This is a genomic window from Kitasatospora sp. MBT63 (assembly GCF_000710465.2).
Classification (GTDB): Bacteria; Actinomycetota; Actinomycetes; order Streptomycetales; family Streptomycetaceae; genus Kitasatospora.
The window spans coordinates 1-2,733 of record NZ_JAIZ01000604.1; the positions used below are offsets into that span (position 1 = coordinate 1).

Below are 2,733 nucleotides of genomic sequence, written 5' to 3' on the forward strand. Positions count from 1 at the left end.
CCGAGCTCGCCGCCGGGTCCGTCCTCGCGCTGGTGGCCGCGCTGGCCGCCGGGTTCGGCGGCCCACCGCCCGCGGCACCGGCGGCGGCCGGGCCGCCGCCGTCCGCCGCGGCACGCCTCCTCCCGTCACGGCCGGGGGTCACCACCCCCGCGACCACCCTGATCCCCGCCTCCGCCTTCGCCGCCGCGGAGGGCACCGCGCCGATCTCCGCGACCGGCCGGGCGCTGACCCCCGCCGGCTGGCTCCGGTTCGACAACGTGGACTTCGGCGCCACCCCGAAGACCTTCGTGAGGATCCGGTTCGACCCGCGCGGGGCGGAGTCCGCCGAGATCCTGGTACGGCTGGACGACCCCGGTACGCCACCGGTCGCCGCGGCCCGCCCCGCCGCGCCCGAGACCCGGCTGACCCGGGCGGTCACCGGGCTGCACAACGTCTACCTGTTCGCGCGCTGCCCGAGCGCCACGGCGTGCGCGGAGATCGAAGGGTTCTCGTTCCGCTGACCCCCCGCGTCCCCGCGCAGCCGGGTGACGTCCCGCGGCGCGCCGCATGACCCGCACCCGTAGCGGCGACACTCCCCGAGGTGACCACCGGAGGAGTGAGCGACGGATGAGTGATGTGAGCGACGGCGGGCTGTCGGAGGCGCGGCTCGCCCGGCTGCGCCAGGTGCTGGCCGGCTACGTGGAGCGCGGCGAGGTGCCCGGGCTGGTGGCGGTGGTGCAGCGGCGCGGACACGTGCACATCGAGGTGCACGGCACCCTGGCGGCCGGCGGCGGCGAACCGATGCGGCGCGACAGCATCTTCCGGATCTCCTCGATGACCAAACCGGTCACCGCCACCGCCGCGATGATCCTGGTCGAGGAGGGCCGGCTGCGGCTGGACGACCCGGTCGACGCCCTGCTGCCCGAACTCGCCGACCGCCGGGTGCTGCGCGCACTGGACGGCCCGGTCGAGGACACCGTGCCCGCCCTGCGGCCGATCACCCTGCGCGATCTGCTGACCTTCCGGCTCGGCTACGGCGCACTGATGGCCCCGCCGGGCACCTACCCCGTTCAGCAGGCGGTCGCCGACACCGGCCTGCACATCGGCCCGCCGGACCCGGCCAAGGACCCGGAGCCGGACGAGTGGCTGCGCCGGCTCGCCACCCTCCCGCTGTTCCACCAGCCCGGCGAGCGCTGGGTGTACCACACCGGCGCGGAGGTGACCGGGGTCCTGGTCGCCCGCGCCGCCGGCCGGCCGCTGGAGGAGTTCATGCACGAGCGGATCTTCGAGCCGCTGGGCATGCGCGACACCTCCTTCAGCGTCCCCGCCGCCAAGCTCGACCGCTTCACCACCAGCTACCTGAGCAACCCCGCCGACGGCGCGCTGATCCCGTACGACCCTCCTGCGGACGGTAGTTGGAGCCGGCCGCCGGCCTTCCCCGGCGGCGGCGCCGGGCTGGTGTCCACCGCCGACGACTACCTCGCCTTCAGCCAGATGCTGCTGGGCCTCGGCCGGTACGCCGGGCGCCGGGTACTGTCCCGGCCGGCCGTCGAACTGATGACGACCGACCAGCTGACCCCCGCCCAGAAGAACGCCTCCGGGCTGTTCCCCGGCCAGTTCGACGACTTCGGCTGGGGATTCGGGATGGGTGTCACCACCGTGCGCACCGACCTCGCCCGCTCGGTCGGCTCGTTCGGCTGGGACGGCGGCCTCGGCACCTGCTGGACCGCCGACCCGCGCGAGGAGCTGACCCTGCTGCTGCTCACCCAGCGTGCCTGGGCCAGCCCCGAACCGCCCGAGCTGGTCCGCGACTTCCGCACCCTCGCCTACCAGGCCATCGACGACTGAACGGCCCGCACCGGCACCCCGCCGGAGGCCGGTCGGCGCCGGTCGGTCACCGTGGATCGATCACCGCAGGTCGATCACCGCGCGGCCGAGGAAGTCCTCCTCGTCCAGGAGTTCGGCGAGGCCCGGGTCACGGAAGGCGGGCGCGAGCGGGAGCCAGGCCAGGAAGGATCCGTAGCCGCCGCAGGTGGCCTCGCCGCCGTCACCGCCGCACACGACGCCCGGCTCCGAGGTCAGCTCCGGCCGGTACGGGTCCCGGGCGATCCGCAGGCCGAAGGCGTTGGCCCGCAGGTGCGGACCGTCGGGCGCGCTGAACGGGTCCGCGGTCGCCGGATGCCCGTCGCCCCACCGGAACAGGGTGCGGGCGCCCGCCCCGCAGGCGTACTCCCACTCGTCGGGGGTGGGCAGCCGTACGCCGTCGTCCCACCCCCGCTCCCCGTCGGCCTCGGCCGGTTCGACGCTCATCAGGAAGGACGGCAGCAGCACCGAGCGCCGCGGGGCCAGCACCCGTGCCAGGTGGGCGGCGAGGTCGGCGGGGAAGCCGAACTCCTCGACGCTCCGCGCGTACGAGGCCGCCTGCTCGGCGGTCGGACGGAAGGCCGCCGGGTCGACCCCCAGCTCGGCCGGGCCGCCCGGCACCAGGGCGAACTCCCGCCCGCCCAGCCGGAACAGGGCCACCGGACCGGCCTCGGACCGTTCGAGGGTCCACTGCGGCGCCCCGACCCGGGCGGCCACCGCGGCCGCGTGCACCCGGGCCCGGTCATCCGTCGCGGACCTCCAGCGGTCGAGTGTCATGGTGGTACTCGTCATGCGCGGGAGTCTGCCACCGGGGACCGACACCGCCCGCTCGCCCGCCCGGCACCGGCCCCTAGTACTGCAACGGTGCTTACCGTGACGGTTGTCTGGTTC

2 protein-coding genes and 1 pseudogene are annotated in these 2,733 nt (G+C 75.6%); 2 read left to right on the plus strand and 1 reads right to left on the minus strand.

The window, feature by feature from the left end; translation table 11 throughout:
- Both AA75_RS50015 and AA75_RS31750 read left to right on the plus strand, forming a co-directional pair.
- A pseudogene (locus tag AA75_RS50015) lies at window positions 1-500 on the plus strand (hypothetical protein); the annotation flags it as partial.
- Window positions 501-606: 106 nt separating this feature from the next.
- On the plus strand, window positions 607-1,827 hold the full coding sequence (locus tag AA75_RS31750; RefSeq protein ID WP_033823789.1) for a serine hydrolase: 1,221 nt from the start codon (window positions 607-609) through the stop codon (window positions 1,825-1,827).
- A 60-nt stretch (window positions 1,828-1,887) separates the two neighbouring features.
- On the opposite strand, the gene AA75_RS31755 is transcribed toward AA75_RS31750, so the two are convergent.
- The gene (locus AA75_RS31755) at window positions 1,888-2,634 is read right to left on the minus strand and encodes an SUMF1/EgtB/PvdO family nonheme iron enzyme (protein WP_033823790.1); all 747 of its coding nucleotides are present in this window, start codon (window positions 2,632-2,634) and stop codon (window positions 1,888-1,890) included.
- Between the last annotated feature and the right edge of the window lie 99 nt (window positions 2,635-2,733).

What these genes read in the sequence shown, in the direction of transcription:
- AA75_RS31750 (WP_033823789.1), top strand. Translation starts at nt 607, where the DNA reads ATGAGTGATGTGAGCGACGGCGGGCTGTCGGAGGCGCGGCTCGCCCGG.
- AA75_RS31755 (WP_033823790.1), bottom strand. Translation starts at nt 2,634, where the DNA reads ATGACGAGTACCACCATGACACTCGACCGCTGGAGGTCCGCGACGGAT.